Origin of the sequence: Alteromonas genovensis (assembly GCF_010500895.1) — a bacterium.
In the GTDB taxonomy this organism is placed as follows: Bacteria; Pseudomonadota; Gammaproteobacteria; order Enterobacterales; family Alteromonadaceae; genus Alteromonas; species Alteromonas genovensis.
Window position 1 is genome coordinate 1 of sequence record NZ_JAAAWO010000015.1, and the last position, 15,688, is coordinate 15,688.

General features: G+C 44.7%; 16 protein-coding genes. 6 read left to right on the top strand and 10 right to left on the bottom strand.

All coding sequences use genetic code 11. The features are described from left to right. The first annotated feature begins 494 nt into the window (after positions 1–494). Positions 495–1,031, top strand: a complete 537-nt coding sequence (locus GTQ48_RS15985; protein WP_163107567.1) for a DapH/DapD/GlmU-related protein — start codon at positions 495–497, stop codon at positions 1,029–1,031. 209 nt (positions 1,032–1,240) lie between these two features. On the opposite strand, the gene aroE is transcribed toward GTQ48_RS15985, so the two are convergent. Further along, positions 1,241–2,092, bottom strand: coding sequence for a shikimate dehydrogenase (gene aroE, locus GTQ48_RS15990; RefSeq protein WP_163107568.1), 852 nt, complete (start codon positions 2,090–2,092; stop codon positions 1,241–1,243). Here aroE and GTQ48_RS15995 point away from each other — a divergent pair. Next, complete coding sequence (locus GTQ48_RS15995; protein ID WP_163107569.1) at positions 2,091–2,522, top strand: group II truncated hemoglobin; 432 nt, start codon at positions 2,091–2,093, stop codon at positions 2,520–2,522. The two genes, aroE and GTQ48_RS15995, sit on opposite strands and share 2 nt — an antisense overlap. Positions 2,523–2,682: 160 nt before the next feature. Here GTQ48_RS15995 and GTQ48_RS16000 read toward each other — a convergent pair whose 3' ends face one another. The 7 genes from GTQ48_RS16000 to GTQ48_RS16030 all read right to left on the bottom strand — a co-directional run bounded on the left by GTQ48_RS16000 (position 2,683) and on the right by GTQ48_RS16030 (position 8,612). Further along, on the bottom strand, positions 2,683–3,357 hold the full coding sequence (locus GTQ48_RS16000; RefSeq protein WP_163107570.1) for an OmpW family outer membrane protein: 675 nt from the start codon (positions 3,355–3,357) through the stop codon (positions 2,683–2,685). Between the two features lie 325 nt (positions 3,358–3,682). Then, positions 3,683–4,615 carry an oxygen-dependent coproporphyrinogen oxidase gene (hemF, locus tag GTQ48_RS16005; RefSeq protein WP_163107571.1) on the bottom strand — a complete coding sequence of 311 codons (933 nt, stop codon included), beginning with the start codon at positions 4,613–4,615 and terminating at the stop codon, positions 3,683–3,685. Continuing rightward, complete coding sequence (gene tsaC / locus GTQ48_RS16010; protein WP_163107572.1) at positions 4,612–5,217, bottom strand: L-threonylcarbamoyladenylate synthase type 1 TsaC; 606 nt, start codon at positions 5,215–5,217, stop codon at positions 4,612–4,614. Before tsaC ends, hemF begins: the two co-directional genes overlap by 4 nt. 23 nt (positions 5,218–5,240) lie before the next feature. Next, the gene (locus GTQ48_RS16015; RefSeq protein ID WP_163107573.1) at positions 5,241–5,783 is read right to left on the bottom strand and encodes a DNA topoisomerase family protein; all 543 of its coding nucleotides are present in this window, start codon (positions 5,781–5,783) and stop codon (positions 5,241–5,243) included. Between the two features lie 100 nt (positions 5,784–5,883). After that, on the bottom strand, positions 5,884–6,360 hold the full coding sequence (locus tag GTQ48_RS16020; protein WP_032095212.1) for a DUF494 family protein: 477 nt from the start codon (positions 6,358–6,360) through the stop codon (positions 5,884–5,886). A gap of 1 nt (position 6,361) precedes the next feature. Continuing rightward, entirely contained in the window at positions 6,362–7,489 is a 1,128-nt protein-coding gene (dprA, locus tag GTQ48_RS16025; protein ID WP_163107574.1) for a DNA-processing protein DprA, read from the bottom strand. Between the two features lie 40 nt (positions 7,490–7,529). Then, a complete protein-coding gene (locus GTQ48_RS16030) occupies positions 7,530–8,612 on the bottom strand; it encodes a LysM peptidoglycan-binding domain-containing protein (RefSeq protein WP_338023347.1) in 1,083 nt (360 codons plus the stop codon). A gap of 207 nt (positions 8,613–8,819) precedes the next feature. Between GTQ48_RS16030 and def the strand changes: the two genes are divergently transcribed. Genes def through trkA form a run of 4 tightly spaced genes read left to right on the top strand, consistent with a single transcriptional unit; the run spans position 8,820 to position 13,017 of the window. Continuing rightward, the gene (def, locus tag GTQ48_RS16035) at positions 8,820–9,329 is read left to right on the top strand and encodes a peptide deformylase (protein ID WP_032095215.1); all 510 of its coding nucleotides are present in this window, start codon (positions 8,820–8,822) and stop codon (positions 9,327–9,329) included. Between the two features lie 8 nt (positions 9,330–9,337). After that, positions 9,338–10,294: a methionyl-tRNA formyltransferase gene (gene fmt, locus GTQ48_RS16040; protein WP_163107575.1), complete on the top strand. Its 957-nt coding sequence runs from the start codon at positions 9,338–9,340 to the stop codon at positions 10,292–10,294. After that, positions 10,291–11,619 carry a 16S rRNA (cytosine(967)-C(5))-methyltransferase RsmB gene (gene rsmB, locus GTQ48_RS16045; RefSeq protein ID WP_163107576.1) on the top strand — a complete coding sequence of 443 codons (1,329 nt, stop codon included), beginning with the start codon at positions 10,291–10,293 and terminating at the stop codon, positions 11,617–11,619. Before fmt ends, rsmB begins: the two co-directional genes overlap by 4 nt. Before the next feature lie 18 nt (positions 11,620–11,637). After that, the gene (gene trkA / locus GTQ48_RS16050) at positions 11,638–13,017 is read left to right on the top strand and encodes a Trk system potassium transporter TrkA (protein ID WP_163107577.1); all 1,380 of its coding nucleotides are present in this window, start codon (positions 11,638–11,640) and stop codon (positions 13,015–13,017) included. Between the two features lie 25 nt (positions 13,018–13,042). Here the strand turns inward: trkA and GTQ48_RS16055 are convergent, their stop codons facing one another. Together GTQ48_RS16055 and elbB are read right to left on the bottom strand one after the other, a co-directional pair. Continuing rightward, positions 13,043–14,494, bottom strand: coding sequence for a TrkH family potassium uptake protein (locus GTQ48_RS16055; protein WP_163107578.1), 1,452 nt, complete (start codon positions 14,492–14,494; stop codon positions 13,043–13,045). A gap of 146 nt (positions 14,495–14,640) precedes the next feature. Further along, entirely contained in the window at positions 14,641–15,294 is a 654-nt protein-coding gene (gene elbB / locus GTQ48_RS16060) for an isoprenoid biosynthesis glyoxalase ElbB (protein ID WP_163107579.1), read from the bottom strand. Between the last annotated feature and the right edge of the window lie 394 nt (positions 15,295–15,688).

Genomic DNA, 15,688 nt, shown 5'->3' on the forward strand with positions numbered 1-15,688 from the left:
CTCACCGTAAGCCGTTGCTTCTTGGTGACTCACTCCGTTTGAGTGAGGTGCGCATTATACGCTGGAAGTTTTTGCTGTCAACACTTTTTGAAAATTTATTTTCTTAAGGCTAACTTCGAAACTCCCGCCTTTACTGGCCTTAACGGTTAGTAAAGACTTGCTTCTCTTGCTAAGAGCTGGGTAAGTCGTTTTGCTTTTCCCCCGAAGCGGATGCGCATTTTAGGGATCTGAGCGCTCACGTCAACAAGTATTTTCAAAAAACTGTCATATTTCGTCTGCTCGCTCAAATATCCCACACAACGCGCAATATTCGCTCTGTTTTTACCGTTATTCTGTTATTGAGGTAAACCAATTAGCGTGCCGAGGGGAATATTTATATAACGGCAATACGACTTATAACGTATAAATGACGTGAAATAGCGATTATTCTATATCTATAGTTCGCATAGTTAGTTTAGTTCTACACCCCTACGTTTTAAGAAAGGATAAGTATTGTGGCATTACGTACATATAAATCAGTTGCGCCTAATATAGGAGAGCGCTGTTATATTGATGACTCTTCAGTATTGGTTGGTGATGTAACGCTTGGTGATGATAGCAGTATCTGGCCGCTGGTCGCCGCTAGAGGAGACGTAAACAAGATACAGATTGGCGAGAGAACGAATGTCCAAGATGGTTCGGTACTTCATGTTACTCGCCGAACGACGCAATTTCCTGAGGGGTTTCCCCTTATTATTGGAGATGACGTCACCGTGGGACATAAATGTATGCTGCACGGCTGTCAGTTGGGAAATCGAATTCTCGTTGGTATGGGTGCGATTATTATGGACGGAGCCGTTGTCGAAGACGATGTGTTCATCGGCGCAGGGACTTTAGTGCCCCCTAATAAGCGATTAGAAAGTGGCTATCTTTATGTCGGCAACCCTATGCAAAAGAAACGTCCATTAAAAGACAGTGAGTCGGCCTTCTTAAAACAGTCTGCGATTAATTACGTTATGTTAAAAGACGAGTATATAGAAGATAGCCTCTAGGTAGCTACAGCACAGACAAGTATCTGTATAAAGGGGCGTTCAGCAAACGCCCTTTTATAAGTACGCTTTGTAACAGTATTAGCTGAGAAAGAGTGAACCACATTTGTAATGTCTCTATTTTGTATCACAGCATTTAATAGAAACGTTTTGTAGACGCGATATATAGAAACGTCGCATTAAAGCTATGTATTTCACTCTTTTAAGACTTTCTACGAATTCTCTATAAGTTCTCGCAACTTTGTCACCACAGCGTTGGTGTCTGGTTGCTTTGAAGTCCAAATAGTAAAGGCGGCAGCTGCCTGCTCTACTAGCATACCCAACCCGTCTAAACTTTTTGGTACGCCCTGAGACCTTGCCTCTCGCATGAACACTGTTGGAGAGTTCTTATAAACCATATCGTACACCACATCGCATTCTTCCAACAACGACAGAGACATAGCACAAGGTAACTCGCCATCCAGACTAGCCGCAGTAGAGTTAATAATAATATGGGGTCTTACATTGCTAACATCTTCTAATGCGACAACCTCTATATTGGAGTGCCCGGTTTCATCTGCCACCTGCTGTGCTTTCTCCTTGGTTCTGTTGGCAATAGTTAATTGCGCAATAGAGGCTTCTATCAAAGGTGATATCACGCCTCGCGCCGCACCACCGGCCCCTATTAACAGCACTCTTTTATTTTTAAGCTCGATATGATTATTTAAAAGGTCGTTTACCAGTCCAATTCCATCGGTGTTAAAGCCTTTTATATTGTTTTTTGCATTAGTTTCATTACTGCCATTAGACACCTTCATCAGTGTGTTTACTGCTTTGGCATCTTTCGCAGCCTGATCGTCGACCACCGCCATATTGAATGCATCTAGCTTAAACGGCATGGTGACATTACAGCCTACAGCGTCTGGTTGTGACAAAAAAGACCTCGCCTTTGCGATAAAGCCACCCTCTGGCGCTAATATTTTTTCATATGAAATGGCTTCATCACACTGCTGAGCAAACATTTGATGAATGGTTGGTGATAAACTCTGCTCAATAGGGTTTCCAAATACGGCGAATTTTTTCATGGGAATACGTGACTTCTTTAATACAAAACGAAAAGGCGACAATAAGGTTAATGAGACTACACCATATTATCGCTTAGGTGGAGAAGATAAGGTTCGAGAATTAGCCAACCGGTTTTACGATACCATGGAGACCGATCCGATAGCATCAGAGTTATTGGCTATGCACCCCATGCCTCTCGATAAAATTCGGCATGTTTTCTTTCTCTATTTAAGTTTATGGATGGGAGGGCCCGATGATTATCAACAGCAATTTGGTCATCCTAGATTAAGAGCTCGACATTTGCCGTTTTCTGTCACGCCAAATTTAAAAGCACAGTGGATGTACTGCATGAGAAAGGCAATGTTTGCCACCACCGATGATATTTTGCTCGCCAATCAGCTGCTTCAGTCGCTAGACCAATTAGCAGAACATATGATCAATTCAGAATAAAAAAGCGCGTTATCAATAGGCCGTATTGACCTAATGATAACGCGCAAGTCTTCTTTCATTGATGAGGCTCTTATCGGCTTTGTCGTAGTGCAATGCTTCGCTTTAAAAACCCACGCTTTTACTTTGAATGCTGCTGCAAGGGTTGCATTAAAAATACTTCCTAAAAGGTATAGCCCACAGATATAGTGTAAACCCAAGGGTCAATTTCAATATCTTCCACCGCACCGCTTGCATCGCCCACGTTAAAAGTTGCTTCAGTATCGATATCAATAAAGCGCACCGCTGCGTTCACATGCCACTTGTCATCAACGATATAATCCATACCCACTTGTGCTGATAACCCTAAAGAATTATCAAGGGATAAATCGTTTAATCCAGCGTTGTTGTTAGCCGATGTAAATTCTTCATCAAAGATAAAGGTATAGTTTATACCCGCTCCTACATAAGGCTGAAACGCTGAGCTGGCATCATTAAAATAATAGTTTGCGGTAAGGGTGGGAGGTAAGTGCGTGACTTCACCAAGTTGGTTACCTGTACCTAGTGGGTCTGGTACCGAAAATTCGACATCGTGCTTAAAGGGCGTGGCCGCTAGTAATTCAATATTAATATTATCAGTAATAAAATAAGCGATATTGAGACCTAGCTGAGTGTCGTTACCGATATTTAGGGCAACGCCTAGGTCTGCGCCACCCGCTAAAATATTTGAAGTAGACTCGTCGGGTGCGACTGTCGTTAAACCACCGCGAACAAGTAAATCACCTTGCTGATGAGCATTAGCAAAAGGGGCAATAGCTGCCAAAGTAAGACAAAGTGCTGAAAGAGTATGTGTACGCATTGTGTGTCTCTCGTGTGTTTAAATAAGATGACGCCACTTTACCCACTTTGGAACACAAGGAATTGATCTAGCGCAATATACCTAGCTCGCTGAATGAACATAGCAGCGCAGGTTGATATAGATCAATCGTTGGAGATGAACCGCTTTGTTCTTACTTTAACAGGGATTCAGGTTACTTAACTCGCTAGGGAAGCGAGTAATTTAGAGAAGGACGAGACTAAAAAATAAAGCCGCAGGTCGGTACCGTGCGGCTTTAGCTGTTCTGGAAGTCGGTCAAAGACTCCATTTGACACTCAGCCCGCACTCAACCCTACGCCGTGGATGCTCACCAATTCGTTGGCTTTAACCAATCGGTAAGTTTCGATTCTGCGCTGCCTGGTGACGGTGAATAACAATATTCCCAGCGAGCTAATGGGGGCATCGACATCAAAATTGATTCTGTCCTTCCTCCTGTCTGCAAACCGAACAGCGTGCCACGATCGAATACTAAGTTAAATTCAACGTAGCGCCCTCGTCGGTATAGCTGGAAATCACGCTCTCTTTCACCGTATGCCGTATTTTTACGTCGTTCAATAATGGGCACATACGCATCAATGTAGCCATTACCCACTGCTTGCATGAAGGCAAAAGACTGGTCAAACCCCCATGCATTAAGATCATCAAAAAAGAGCCCGCCTACACCACGAGTCTCGTTGCGGTGCTTCAAGTAGAAGTAATCATCGCACCACTCTTTGTACTTTGGGTAGACGTCTTCACCGAAAGGCGCGCAGAGTTTTTTAGCGGTATCGTGCCAGTGTTGCACGTCTTCTTTAAACGGGTAAAAGGGCGTTAGGTCGAATCCACCACCAAACCACCATATTGGCGATTCACCCTCTTTCTCGGCTATAAAGAATCGTACATTGGCATGAGAAGTAGGGATGTAAGGGTTATGCGGGTGAATGACGAGTGATACGCCCATTGCCTGAAAATTTCTGCCGGCTAGCTCAGGTCGATTAGCGGTTGCAGATGCAGGCATTTGACTACCAAAAACGTGTGAAAAATTCACACCGCCCTGCTCCACTACAGCCCCATTTTTCATCACGCGAGAACGGCCACCGCCGCCTTCTTCTCGCACCCAACTATCTTCGGTAAATTGCCCTTTTCCATCGGCCAACTCTATGGTTTGGCAAATTGTGTCTTGAAGATTTAATAAATACGCTTTAACTGCTTCAATAACATCGGCTGCCTTTTTACCATCAAGTAATTGTGCTGGCTTCATGATCTTATTATTTCTCCCGTATCACCGTCTCTAATTGTACTTGGTTTTTTATTGCCACCGACTTCACCATTTACGTAAGTAACACTGTCTTCAAATACGCTTCTTGCTTCTTCGATAGAAAGTGTAGGTGATTCTCCTGCCAAATTTGCGCTTGTAGATACAATAGGCTTACCAACCTTATTGCATAAGTCCGCAACCAATGGATGATTAGTCACACGCACTGCTATTTTATCGTGCGAGCCTGTAATCCAGTGCGGTGCCGCCTTTGACTTTGGCAGCAGCCACGTTATAGGACCTGGCCAACTTGAAAAGATGTCAGTACGTCTGTGCTGTAATACCGCCTCGTCATTTACGTAAGGCAGTAGCTGACTATAGTTGGCAGCTATAAGAATAACGCCTTTCTCAACAGAACGTTGCTTAGTTTGAAGCAGTAACTCCACGGCTTCTTTATTATCGGGGTCACATCCAATGCCCATAACGGCTTCAGTTGGGTAAACCAGTAACTTACCAGCGTGAAATGCTTCCACAACAGGATCAGCCGTGGTCTGCTCGACCTCAACTGGATTGTATATATCCACTTGCCCTTTTTGGGTATCAGACATTTATAGTTATCTCTAGATGGTGATTATTGTTTAAAGCCGCACGTTGGTTGAGGGCAAACATATTGACCTTTCTTATCAATCAATACGCCCCAACCACACTCTGGACATTGCTCATTGACTGGCTGGAAATTTAGCACATATCGGCATTTAGGATAATGATTGCACGCAAAAAATTGCTTTCCAAACTTACTGGTGCGAGAAATTAGTTCGCCTGACTGACACTTAGGGCATCGAACTTGGGTTTCTTCCTGCTGCTTCAACGGGGCAATAAAGTGACACGAAGGAAAGTTAGTGCAACCGATAAACATGCCATAACGGCCTTTTTTAATCCCAAGCTCTGATTGGCAGTCGGGACACGTTACGCCGTCTAACGTTTTGAGTAGAGCGGTTTGATTGTCATGTAACGGTTTACTGAAGTGACACTCAGGATATGCGGTACACCCTATGAAAGGGCCGGTTTTACTATTTTTTATATGAAGTGGCTTACCGCATTCAGGGCAGTCACCAAAGCTTTCTTCTAATGCGTGCTCATGAGCAGAAAATAACGAGTGGTCAATTTTAGACATGATGGTTTATAACACACACTTTGAAGCGTTCCCTTTGCTAAGCAGGCATTGTAAGCACCGTGCCTGCAAAGAGAGCCCTAGTAATAATAACGCATGTAGATTAATGTAAAACACCATCTGGTTCTTCGAAGAGTAAATCTTCCATTTGCGCATAGGCCTTTTCTTTACCCGGCACATTGAATAGAACCATCAATACCACCCACTTTAGGTCTTCTAAACAGAACTCGTTAGAATCTATTTCCATAACGCGGTCTATCACCATTTCACGGGTAGATGCATCGAGCACATTCACTTGCTCAAGAAACATCAGAAATCCTCTACATTCCACGTCCAAGCGCATTTGCTCTTCATGGGTATAGATTCGACTTAAGCTTGTATTAATCCCTTTGCAAAAGTAAGGCTTGATGTCTGTCTCTTGCAGGGCGGCTAGCTTTTCTAGCCATGCAAGCGCTTTATATATTTCATCGTGATGAAAACCTGCGCGCACGAGCTCGTCGGTCAATTCGTCTTGATCGACACGAATTTCAGTCTCACTATGGATGAAATTTTCAAACAGATACATGAGGATATCGAACATTTTATTTGCCCCTCAATTTAATGTAACCGCCAGGGACAGCAGTTACTAAACCGCACAACTCGTATTCTAATAATAATGCCATTGCCTGCTGTACAGGCATGGAGCCGCGCTGCGCTATAACATCTATTGCGGTAACGTCGTAATCCACACTAGCTAATAATTTGTCAGTTGCCAAGCTATTCACTTCACTTTTTTCATTCTCAACATTAACGATATTCCTCGTGCACAAGGGCTCTATAGCAAGTTCGTCAAAGATATCATTGACGTTAGTCACTAATTTAGCACCCTGCTGGATTAACCAATGGCAACCCTCAGAATAAGAATGATATACGCTTCCGGGAATGGCAAAAACATCTCGCCCTAGATCTGCGGCCAAATTCGCCGTAATCAAGGTGCCACTTTTAATTTTTGCCTCAACCACCAGCGTTCCAAGCGATATTGCAGCAATTAATCTATTTCTTCTTGGGAAATGCCAAGCTTTAGCGGGCACACCGGGGAAGAACTCTGTGATTACAGCGCCTTCAGCATTAATTATATCAGCATGTAATGGCCTGTGCTTATAGGGGTAAATTGTATCTGGGCCTGTTCCCATTACGGCGACTGTTTTGCCTAGTCCTTTAAGCGCACCTTTATGGGCTGCGGCATCAATTCCCAGCGCCATGCCGCTGGTCACCGTTATTCCTGCATCAGCAAGTGCTGTTGCCATATCTTCAGCGATGCTTTTTCCCTGATGGCTAGCACGGCGGCTCCCTACCATTGCTACTTGAGGCTGTTGCAAGAGCAGCGGATTTCCAATGACAAAAAGAACAAGCGGAGGGCTATCTAACGTTTTGAGCATTTCTGGATACTCACAACACCCGAACGTTATTATATGTCGCTCTGTTTCTGCATCTAACCACATCAGTGCTTTTTTGACTGATTGTTCAGAAATTTTGTCGAATAAATGGGTTGCAGTTTTTGGCGCGCTTTTTAGAAAAGAGGCTTTGCTTTTTGATGTAAGAAGCGCTTCTGGATTGCAGTTAAGCTCACTAAGTAACGTCAGCCATTTTTTTGTAGCGACGCTGTATGCCGAGGCCAGACGTATCCACGCCATTGATTGTGCTGAAATAGATGCAGAATTGTGATGCATTGCCGCTCCAAGTCGGTGCGGCAATGTTTACAGCACAACGTTAGGGGTGAGCAACAATAAAGCCGCGTTGAATACCCGTGTTCGCCCGCGTGATCAAACCATAGCTTGCCGCATTAAAGGTTTTGTAAATGATGATCTCTCCCACCTTGAGTGCGGGTTGTTCAACGGTGTTAGCAAACCAGTCTCTACTTTTTTGCATGTCTGATTTGTTTGTATATTTTGGCAATTCATCGTTAATAATTGATGGCCCTTTCGCGTACACACCCATTACGGTGCCCGGCTCTACCTCAGTGTTACCTAAATCTAAAATCACCACGTCGTATTTACCGAGTAAATCATGGTCGTGCAGGTCGCCAACGACAAAGCCTCGTTGAGCCTTCGCGGGCTTAAGCACCAGGCTTTTCTCATGAGAAAAGTCGCCGTTAAAAATCTTATCACCCAGGTTTGTCTCTTGTGTCGAGGCGGTTAGCGACAACAGCATTGAGTCATCGCTTATCGATTCTTTAAACACTGACGCATCTGCAACGTGTGAGATTTGAACGCCCAGCTCGCGGCCATCAAGGTTTTTTATAATAGATTGCTTTCTTACGATACGTAACTGGTCTGGGGTATTGTATTGAGGCTCGCTGACCACGAGATTATTGGCGGCAAACCGAACATTTGCGTCCTTATTGCCAAGCACTCGCGGTAGAACCTCATAACTGTCTTTATCAACTATGGTGTGCTGATTAATAAATGGTGCTATCTCGCTCCAGGCCAATGTATTAATGGGCGAGGGTTTCACCCGTTTTTCTGTTTGAGGAGAAAGTGAAACTAAGGGTTTCTCTCTGGCGATGGAAAGCACTGGCTCCCCATTTATCATGCCAACCACAATAACGTCACCAGGATAAATTAAGTGGGGATTATCGATTTGCGTATTGGTTCGCCATAGTTCAGGCCATAGCCAAGGCTCGTTAAGAAAGATGCTAGCAATATCCCACAGCGTGTCACCGCGCTCTACGGTATAAGTTTGCGGTGCACTGTCTTTTAGCTGCAGCGCGAGTACAGGTAGCGCAAGAATTGCCAGAGCTGCAGCCAACATTACTCGCCCGTATTTGTATAATCGCTTTTTCAAATTAACCACCTGCAAAAGATTCACTGTCACTTATTGTTGCTTTTTAAGACAATACCACTATATCGACAGTTACACGTATTCTTAAAGGACTTGAGCAAAAAACTGCACCATAGTCTGTGTTATACGTTAGAATAGTAAGTAAATCTGCACTGTAAAGTGCATTGGTAAATAGATCGTATATGAATTTATACAGCGAAAAGGCAAAGTAAGCGACAAATGGCAATATTAGACGTATTAAGTTTTCCAGATGAGCGTCTTCGCACGGTAGCTAAGCCGGTAGATGACGTTAACGATGAAATTAAGCAACTCGTTGCTGATATGTTCGAAACGATGAAAGACGAAAAGGGTATTGGCCTTGCGGCGACTCAGGTCGATCGTCACGTTCGAGTAGTGGTTATGGATGTATCGGAAGAGCAAGATGAGCCACGAGTTTTCATTAACCCTGAAATTACGCGCAAAGAAGGCGAAACCATAAGCGAAGAAGGCTGTCTTTCTGTGCCGGGCAACTATGCAAAAGTTGAGCGTGCAGAAGCTATCACAGTGAAGGCGCTTGACGAAAATGGTGACGCATTTGAATTAGAAGCTGAGGGTCTGTTAGCAATTTGCATACAGCATGAACTCGATCACTTGAAAGGCACTCTTTTCATCGATTATCTCTCGCCGCTAAAGCGTCAGCGTATTCGCAAAAAGCTTGAAAAAGAAGCCAGATTAGCAGCGAAAGCTTAAGGAAAATCGTGACAGCGCCACTTAACGTTATTTTTGCCGGTACACCGGATTTTGCAGCTAAACACTTGTCGGCATTGATTGACAGTGAGCACAATATTATCGCCGCTTATACGCAACCAGACCGCCCTGCCGGTCGAGGGAAAAAGCTCACTGCAAGTCCGGTAAAGCAATTAGCCCAAGAGCACAACATACCCGTTTACCAACCAGCCTCCTTAAAAGATGACGAAGCGCAGCAAACGCTTTGCGCACTTGATGCGGATATTATGGTGGTTGTCGCTTACGGATTGTTACTGCCAAAAATAATCTTAGATGCGCCCAGACAAGGCTGTATTAACGTTCACGGGTCTATCTTACCTAAATGGCGCGGTGCAGCACCAATTCAGCGGGCAATTTGGGCAGGTGACGCTGAAACAGGCGTTACCATTATGCAAATGGACGAAGGGCTAGATACCGGAGACATGCTGCACATAGCCACGTTACCTATTACACCGCTTGACACAAGCGCGACCATGTACAACAAACTTGCTGAACTTGGCCCTAAAGCCCTTGTCGATGTGTTAAATAGCATTGAAACGCTAATTCCTCAAAAGCAAGATGATGCGCTTGCGACCCATGCGAAAAAGCTGTCTAAAGAAGAAGCCTTGATTAAATGGGAAGACAGCGCAGAGCAAATTGAAAGAAATATTCGGGCGTTCAATCCTTGGCCCGTGGCGTGGATGAAGGTAGAAGAACAAAATATTAAAGTGTGGGCGGCGCATGTCGAACCGCTTATCAATGACGCCCCTCCCGGCACTATTGTTAATTCCGGCAAAGAGGGTATAACCGTAGCGACAGGGAAAGACGCGCTCACAATTACGCTTCTGCAAATTCCAGGTAAAAAACCCTTGCCAGCAGCTGATGTTACTAACGCACGTAAAGCGTGGTTTGAAACAGGCCGCTCATTGCGTCAAGAGAGCGATAAGTGAAGCCCCTTCCCCTACCTAAACAAAAGAACCTGCGTGCAGATTGCGCATGGGTTATCTATCAAATACTAGAGCAAGGTAAGTCTTCTCGAGACTGCCTAGAGCGTGTGCAGCGACGACATAACGCTAGAGACAATGCGTGGCTTCAAGAGATGTCACTGGGTGTAATGCGAAAACTTCCCGTACTTCAACACTGGCTAAGAACATTGCTCGACCGCCCTCTAAAGGGCAACAAAAAAGTGATAGAGCACCTTATTATGCTGGGGTTATACCAACTCGCCTTTTCGAGAGTCAGTAAGCATGCCGCTGTTGGAGAAACTGTCGCAGCAGCATCGTACTTGGGAGGCACTGGCTTAAAAGGGTTGGTAAACGCAGTACTAAGAAACTTTCAACGTGAAGAACTCATCGATAAGGGTATTGACGATCCAATTATCAATAGCGGAATGCCTAAATGGCTTTATAAAGCCATAGAAAGTGCATACCAAGGTGATGCCAATACCGTACGCCAGTCAACTAATGAAATGGCGCCTATATGGCTAAGGGTAAACACCCAGCAGATTGAACGTGATGAATTTGCAACGCTGTTAACTCAGGCCGATATTGAATTTTCGTTAAGTGAATCCCACCCTGATGGCGTTATACTGACGTCTCGTGAAGATATAACTGCACTGCCTGGTTTCGACAAAGGTTTTTTTGCTGTTCAAGATGGCGCCGCACAATTAGCCGCTCGCTACTTAGATCCACAAGATGGGGAAAGAATTCTAGACTGTTGTGCAGCACCAGGTGGAAAGACAGGTCATATTGCCGAAAGAGCGCCAAAACTGTCCTACTGTTTGGCATTAGATGCTGATGAAAAACGATTGCAACGAGTGCATGAAAATATGACTCGCTTGAAACATAACGTCGACATCAAGCAAGGTGACGCAACCAATCCTTCAAAGTGGTGGGATGGAATACCGTTCGATCGTATTTTGTTAGATGCTCCCTGCTCTGCTACCGGCGTTATTCGCCGTCATCCAGATATTCGATGGCTTAGAAAGTCCAGTGACATAGACAACTTAGCGGCTTTACAGCGAGAGATACTGGACGCACTTTGGACAACATTAAAACCTGGTGGAACCATGCTGTATGCCACCTGTTCCATTTTGCCAAAAGAAAACAAAGATCAAATTAAACGCTTTGTAGCAGAAACAGATGACGCAACATTAGTGCCTCTTATTAAAACAGAAACCAGTGAAAATCCGGGTCGCCAAATTCTACCTGGCGAACAACAAATGGATGGTTTCTATTATGCGAGGCTGGTAAAGTCGTCTGGCGAATCGGTGTAATAAGGCTAAGTAATAACGATGAAAATCATCATTTTGGGTGCGGGTCAGGTCGGTGGAACACTAGCCGAAAATTTGGTGGGTGAAAATAACGAGATTACGGTTATTGACTCTGACCCCAGTATTCTTCGCTCACTCCAAGATAGACTCGATTTGCAGGTAGTCACTGGCGTAGGCTCTCATCCAGACGTGCTGCGCAGTGCGGGTGCAGAAGACGCCGATATGCTTATTGCTGTGACTAACAGTGATGAAAGTAACATGCTAGCGTGTCAGGTTGCTTACAGCCTGTTTAAAACCCCCACGAAAATTGCCCGGGTGCGCTCTGAGCAATACATCATTTATCAAGCACAACTCTACAAACAGCAAGACATTCCCGTTGACCACATCATTGCTCCCGAACAGCTAGTCACCAAAGCCATTAAACGATTAATTGACTACCCTGGAGCACTTCAGGTTGTAGAATTTGCTGAAGGCAAAGCAAGTCTTGTTGCTGTAAAAGCCTATTATGGCGGTTTGTTGGTGGGACATGCCCTGTCGGCCCTTAAAGACCACATGCCTAATGTAGAAACACGAGTAGCGGCTATATACCGCCGTGGACGCCCCATACGCCCATTAGGTACCACGGTAATAGAAGCAGATGATGAAGTATTCTTTATTGCTGCAACGAAGCACATACGCGCCGTAATGAGTGAACTGCAAAAGCTTGAGTCTAGCTATAAACGCATCATGATTGCAGGTGGCGGGCTTATTGGCGCGGGGTTGGCGAAAAAGCTAGAGCATAACCACAACGTTAAGCTCATCGAATTTAGTCCAGAACGAGCCAAATACCTCGCAGCACACCTGGATAAAACCATCGTGTTTAGCGGTGATGCATCAGATCCAGAGTTACTCGGCGAAGAAAATATAGAACAGGTCGACGCTTTTATCGCCGTTACCAACGATGATGAAGCCAATATTATGTCTGCCATGCTCGCCAAGCGCATGGGCGCAAAAAAGGCAATGGTGCTGATACAGCGCGGCGCCTATGTGGATTTGGTACAGGGCGGTGAAATTGACATTGCCTTTTCTCCCCAGCAAGCAACTATCTCAGCGCTTCTCACCCATGTAAGGCGTGGAGACATAGTGAACGTTTACTCACTGCGTAGAGGAGCAGCTGAAGCAATAGAGGCTATTGCCCATGGTGATGAAAATACATCTAAGGTCGTTGGCAAGCAAATTGGCGATATTAAATTGCCGCCAGGTACAACCATTGGTGCGGTAGTCAGAGACGACCAAGTAATTATCGCCCACAGCGATACAAAAATTGAAGCTAACGATCACATCATTCTATTCTTAGTTGATAAGAAGTATATCGGCGATGTGGAAAAGCTGTTTCAGCCCAGCGCGTTTTTCTTTGGCTAAGGCATGTTGATTTTAAAGTACTGGCTTAGCTTCGCCAAAATGTAGGCGAGAACAGCACAAGCAACGAGAATACTTCTAAACGTCCAAATACCATCGCTAATACAAGTAGCCACTTGCCGCCATCAGTCACATCTGCATAGTTTGCCGCAACGCTGCCTAGGCCTGGCCCAAGGTTATTAAGCATTGCTGCTGTTGCTGTAAACGCACTTAAATTATCTAAGCCAGTGGCTATCAACCCTATCATGATAAGTACAAACACAATGGCGTAGGCAGAGAAGAATCCCCACACCGCTTCTACTACCTTATCAGGCATGGCTCTGTCACCAAACTTAACCGCATAGACAGCCTTGGGGTGGATAAGCCTATCGACTTCACGCCTTCCCTGTAAGAACAGCAAACAAACGCGAACCACTTTTAGCCCGCCCCCCGTTGAGCTAGCGCACCCTCCTATAAAGCTCGAAAAAATCAGCATTATAGGCAGGAACGTAGGCCACACCGAGAAATCTGTGGTGGCGAAACCTGCTGTAGTACTGATTGAAACTGCCTGAATCATTGCCTGATCAAGAGCCGTTTCCGCCGAACTGTAATACCCAGAAAGCGTGAGAACTAAAAAGCAGATAGAAATAAGCGAAGCCTGGATGATAAAAAAGGCTTTGAACTCAGGGTCTTTGAAGTAGCCTCGCATAGAGCGAGAGCTTACCGCAGCATAGTGAAGCGAAAAGTTAAGCGCTGCAATAAGTAGAAATACCGTACACACCACATTGACCATTGGGCTTGAAAAATAGCCTAAACTGGCATCGTGGTTTGAAAACCCGCCAATTGCGACGGTAGAAAACGCATGGCATATGGCATCAAACACATTCATTCCAGCAAGCCAATATGCACCGGCACACGCAATCGTAATCGATAGATAGATGTACCAAAGATGCTTTGCAGTATCAGCAATACGCGGGGTCATTTTGTTGTCTTTTACCGGACCAGGTGTTTCAGCACGGTATAGCTGCATACCACCAACACCTAAAATAGGCAGTATCGCAACGGCCAGTACAATGATCCCCATTCCACCAAGCCATTGAAGCTGCTGACGATAGAACTGAACAGAATGCGGCAGAAAATCGATACCCTCTATTACTGTAGCGCCCGTTGTGGTTAATCCAGAAAACGATTCGAAAAACGCGTCGGTCACCGTCATGCTAGGCTGTTCGAGCAATATCAGAGGTATAGCACCAACACTCGCCAGCACCGACCAAAACAGTGCCACAATCAAAAAGCCTTCTCTGGCTCGTAGGTCATTCTTCTGTTGTCTGTTGGGGTACCACAACGCCATACCACCCACGACGCATAGGATAAACGCAAGCGTAAATGGAAGCCCGCTACCGTCTTGGTAAATAAGAGACACAATTCCGGGGGGTATCATTGTGACGCTGAATAACGCAATGAGTAACCCTAGAATACGAACGATGGCACGGTAGTGCATTTTATTATGCCTTTCTTTTTATGATGGCTTACGATGTTAAGTCGCGAATAAATAACAGAAAACGAAATACGCTATATCGCCGATTATAGGGCTATATGACTTAGGGAGAAACGATTTGTTTTCCCCCTGTTTCTAATTTTTCTCGGTTACTTCATTCCAAGTACCGTTTGTACCATTTTTGAAATACTGCGGTGAGCTTGTGACACATTTTCTGCAAGCATGTAAGCTGGCGTAGTCACCAGTTTTACCTCATTGTCGATTACAACGTCATCTACATCACAATCAACGTGGGAAGCACCAAGTGCATTTAGCCCCTCTGCCGTACCTTTGTCATTGCCGATAGTCAGTTTTACGCCGTTACCGTAGACTTTTGCAGCAAGTGCAGGAGCAATACATGCATAGGCGGCTGGCTTTCTGGCTTTTGCAAATGCCTGACATACCGTCAACACATCTTCATTAAATGAACAGTCGGCACCCTCCACAGCAAACGTGCATAGGTTTTTTGCAGCGCCAAACCCACCGGGTAAGACTAACACATCAAATTCATCGACATTGCATTCAGTTAACGGCTTTATGTCGCCTCGTGTAATGCGCGCTGACTCAACCAATACGTTTCGGGTCTCGCCCTCAACCACATCGCCGGTTAAGTGATTGATTACATGTAGCTGGTCTACATTTGGCGCAAAGCACTGATACGACGCTCCTTCTAATTCAATAGCAAGCAAAGTGAGTACGGCTTCTTGTAACTCTGCGCCGTCATAGACACCACTTCCACTTAGAATCACAGCAACTTGCTTCATATTTTTCCTCCAGACTAGGTCGTTCATGACTTATGCAATTTTTGGCTATAAAACAACCAAACTTTTTAAAAAAGTTCTTAACATTACGTATATGCTTTGTAAATTCTTATGCTACATTATTGCGCTGATTTGGTTAAACGAAATATCACGTACACCAAGTTATCCACATAAAATGGAATGTTCTGTAGCAGGTATGCTGTGTTCTCATCATTGCTTCATTCCCTTATTTTTCTTGCATTCAGCCTTGATCTTTTATTTTTATGAGATCAATTGGATCAGTGTGTCTGAATATTTAGATCACAAAGTTATCCACAGCCCACTATCCTAGTTATCTGTCAGCCCTATATGGCGATCTTTCCCTTCCTGTGGCATCCTTGCGATCATTATCTATGTT